A 4,036-nucleotide genomic window follows, 5' to 3' on the forward strand; every position below is an offset into this window, starting at 1 on the left:
TCATATCCTTCATCAGACAAAACATATTCCTTTAAGTCAGCACTGGCTCCTCGAACTGTCTGAGAATATATATAGCCATTCTTATGGAGGATGTTGTAAGCAATATTTTCTCCAGTGTTCATGCCTTTGTCGGCAACTACAATCACACGGCCGAAATTGTAGTCATTTTTCAAATCATCTGGGGAAAAAGGGGTCATGGGGAAAAAGGGGTCAGGCTTGAATTATTTACTTGCTAATGATATGATAATCTTGGTGATAAATATGGCGAGGAAACCACGAATCCATTACCCAGGAGCACTATACCATGTAATGGTTAGGGGAAATAATGGGGAAAATGTGTTAAGTGAAGAAATACATAAAAACAAGTATCTAGATATAATAGCCTCATATAAAGATAAAATAAGCTTTATACTATATGCCCATTGTATTATGGATAATCACGCTCATCTTCTAATTGAGGTAACAGATGTTCCACTCTCTCAGATAATGCAAAGAATTCAGCAGGTTTATACCCAATGGTTTAATCGCAAATATAACAGAACGGGTCATGTTTTTCAACAGAGGTATAAAGCCTTGCTATGTGACAAAGATAACTATTTACTCCAGCTAATAAGATATATTCATAATAATCCAGTAAAGGCAGGCCTTGAAGGAGGAATAGAGTATAAGTGGAGTAGTCATGTACATTATATTGGGAAGAAGAGCGATATAGTGGATACTTCTGATGCACTAAGCATATTTGCAGAGAATAAAAATAAAGCTGTAAGACAGTATTTGCAGTTTATGAGCCAGGGTGATACAGAGATAGTATATGTGGATAAAGATGAACTTCAGCGCACTAATTTAACAAAGAAGATTAAAAAGAAAGAGCTAATAGAAAATATAAATATTGATGAGATAATTGAAGCAGTATGTATTAATGAAAATATTACAATTAGTAACGTTACCAGAAAAACAAGAATCCAAAAGATAGCAGATATTCGTAAAGCTATTGTTCTTCTAAGTGAGGATCATTGTAATGCAAGTAACAAGTTGTTATCCCAAAAGCTTAATTTATCATCATCAATGATATCAAAAATAAGGTCAGGAGATAGTGAAGGCTCAGCTTATGTTAAAGAAGTGATTAGAAGATGGGAGGAAGTAAGTAAATAATTCAAGCCTGACCCTATGAACATTTGCTTTTACCCTCTTGCGTATTGCGCCGGATACCATTTTTGAAACCATGCCGTAAATAGACCCATCAGTGCGGGCAGGATAGAATTGATTAATCCTACATAGGGAGATAGTTCTGTTCCCATCAATACATATGTCCAAATGGGTGTTACAAGGTATATCGCACCCCACGCTGCGGTCAAGATACGGTTTGTGAGGATAAATAGTGGATTTGCAAAGGCTTTTTCCCCACCATAGCCCATTGAGCTGTAATGCGCTGTAAGTGGTATTTGGGGAAACGATCCAATAATCCACAGTAATCCGAATAATAAATAACTACCAGATACGATAATCCTTGCATCTGCACCGAGTAAAACTGCCAGTGAAAGCCCAGCCACTATAAGGATACTGATTCGCTCGTAAACAACAGGTCGAAATAAAAGCCATAGTAATGGAATGACAGTTGCTGCGACAATGCTGATAGCACTGCCAACTACGGGATTTATTGGGATTCCTGTCCAAATGATAATCCACGGCACAAGAAAGAGTGGCATTTGGGTTTTGTGTAGTGTCTTATATTCCGTCCTCTTTAACGGAGGCGTTTGTGTACCAAACAAGTCATCCCACTTTAACATGATATCAAAATCTCCAATGACTTTATAAAGCCGCTGGAACAATGCTTTCTGTCCAGTAATTTCCCCACAGGCGATGGAACGCCAAACCGAGTACGGCGTTTCAATTCTCGTCGTGTACGATTTAACGTTATCCGTTATAACCTCCGAACCTTGCTTTGTCAGCAGAATTTGATAGGTTTTTTCAATGTCGGTGTAATGAAATTCTATAACACGCTCCACACCGTCTGGCTTATACAAAGCCGCCATCTGCCTTGTAAAACTTAAGCTATCGTCTGTAGGAGTTTTAGGACACTCTTCTTTTTCGATTCTCCAAGAAGCATCCGCCATCTTTTCAAACACATTGCGAGGATATAACGGCTCTGCAAGCTCTTCGCGTGTTTCGTTACGAATCCCTCCAGCGACATATTCCTCCCCGGTACGGCGGACGACTTCCAAATAGGTGTCCGTGCGATTTTTCAGTTCTGGAACACTGAACAATTCACCTTGTCCGCAAAAAATAGTTATGTAATTATTTTTTCCACAAAAGTGATCGAACATGGCAGTGACTGCTTCATAATTACCTATCGAAGTCCAAAAACCACAAGTGGAAATCACAACGTGTTTTTGATGGGTTAAGTTATACCTTGAAGGATGGCTGCCACTTTCATTTCCCTCTTCCATAAACGGTAAACTCAGCGGTAATTGGCGGTCAATAAGATTTTTCAAACCACTGGGAACATTGTAATAATACAGCGGGAAGGACCAAACAATCACATCGGCAGCAATCATTTTGGTGAGAATTTTACCCATTCCGTCATTTATAACACACTTTCCCGGTGTGGTATGCCAACAAACAAAGCACCCCAAGCAAGCCTTAATATCTGCCTTTGCCACATCAATAACTTCTGCATTAGACCATCCTGCTCCGTCCAAAAAAGCACGGGTCAAACGCATGGTATTGCTACATTCACTCTTTGGTGAACCATTCAACACTAAAACTTTCATAGATTCCTCCCCTCCAAAATAGCGATTGCTTTATCTGCCCAATGAAAACTGGCATCATAAAAAGCTTCGCCGTAAAGGATTGAAATATCCCAAAATTTAGACTTTTCATCATCATCCACGATTACTCCATATTCAGAACTTGCGGCACAAGCGATTTTGAGTGCCTCTTTGCTTTCAAGGCACTTTGCTCGGTATGCCCGTAGCATTTCAAGTGACTGTTCAATACTTGTTTCTCCGGCAAAGAATATACGCATAAGAAATGCGCTCTTAACACGCATTGCATCGGCAATATCTAATTCTGGAAATGACATCCAATTCAAAAATTCTTCTTTTCCCCTATCTGTTATGGTGTATACTCTCTTGTTCGGTTTTTCAGTTTGCATAATGCGTTCACTAATCAACCAGCCAATCCGTTCCATGGCATCCAGTTCACGGTAAACTTGACTAGTCTTTGCCTGCCAGAAAAATGAAAGTGAAGCTTTAAACGCTTTATCCAACTCATACCCTGTCATAGATCCATAATTCAAAAGCCCTAACAGACCATGTTTTAGTGACATATTATCCCTCTTTTCTTATATTCTATAAGTTGAATATACAATAAGATGAATATGATGTCAAGACTAAGTTGCTTTTTACCCTTGTTTTTTTAAAAACATATGCTATAATGTGACAGGGTCATACATTACCAACATAATAGCTGGGAAGGTATTTCGACAGAATAACAACAAAGGATGTACATAGTAATGAAAACACTTATTAAAGCAATCATGGGTGGCATAGCCATCAGCATGGGAGGTATTATTTATTTAACCTTAGAAAACCATATCGTAGGTTCTCTCCTCTTTTCTATTGGTCTATTTACCATCTATACCTTCGGTTTACACCTGTATACAGGTAAAATTTGTTACATTATGAGTGAAAAGCCAGTTTACTTATTCACCGTTCTTACGGTATACATAGGGAATTATGAGGAAGTATTAAAAGAAGCACCACATCGTCAATGGGTCTTTAGTATACCCAAAAGATTAAGACCCTATTTTATGTTTGACCGTAAGCTTTTGTCCAAGCTAAGCAAGTGTGCATGGAATGTGCTGTCAATGTATTTAAAAGAAAGTGTTTCTGTAGATGACCCTATACCAGGAGCAGTTATTGCTGTTCAAACCTTTGGAAAGTTTTTGAATTTTAATCCCCATTTACATATAATAGCAAGCGATGGTTGTTTTTATAACAACTCTGAATTTATGGTTGGAATAGAGCCAAATGCA

General features: G+C 38.4%; 4 protein-coding genes. 2 read left to right on the forward strand and 2 right to left on the reverse strand.

From position 1 onward, the window contains the following. The first annotated feature begins 216 nt into the window (after positions 1-216). Complete coding sequence (locus CHB72_RS25365) at positions 217-1,152, forward strand: transposase (RefSeq protein ID WP_176431624.1); 936 nt, start codon at positions 217-219, stop codon at positions 1,150-1,152. A gap of 29 nt (positions 1,153-1,181) precedes the next feature. Here the strand turns inward: CHB72_RS25365 and CHB72_RS25370 are convergent, their stop codons facing one another. Beyond that, positions 1,182-2,771: an NAD(P)H-dependent oxidoreductase gene (locus CHB72_RS25370; RefSeq protein WP_089285651.1), complete on the reverse strand. Its 1,590-nt coding sequence runs from the start codon at positions 2,769-2,771 to the stop codon at positions 1,182-1,184. After that, positions 2,768-3,328, reverse strand: a complete 561-nt coding sequence (locus CHB72_RS25375; RefSeq protein ID WP_089285652.1) for a PadR family transcriptional regulator — start codon at positions 3,326-3,328, stop codon at positions 2,768-2,770. Before CHB72_RS25375 ends, CHB72_RS25370 begins: the two co-directional genes overlap by 4 nt. 186 nt (positions 3,329-3,514) lie before the next feature. Here CHB72_RS25375 and CHB72_RS27650 point away from each other — a divergent pair. Further along, positions 3,515-4,036, forward strand: a 522-nt coding sequence (locus tag CHB72_RS27650) for a transposase (RefSeq protein ID WP_242975279.1), incomplete at its 3' end; no start/stop codon positions are given.

This window comes from Anaerovirgula multivorans, from assembly GCF_900188145.1.
GTDB lineage: Bacteria > Bacillota > Clostridia > Peptostreptococcales > Natronincolaceae > Anaerovirgula > Anaerovirgula multivorans.

Bases quoted from the DNA above. Each gene is read 5' to 3' on its own strand.
- CHB72_RS25375 (WP_089285652.1), bottom strand. From the start codon at position 3,328: ATGTCACTAAAACATGGTCTGTTAGGGCTTTTGAATTATGGATCTATG.
- CHB72_RS25370 (WP_089285651.1), bottom strand. From the start codon at position 2,771: ATGAAAGTTTTAGTGTTGAATGGTTCACCAAAGAGTGAATGTAGCAAT.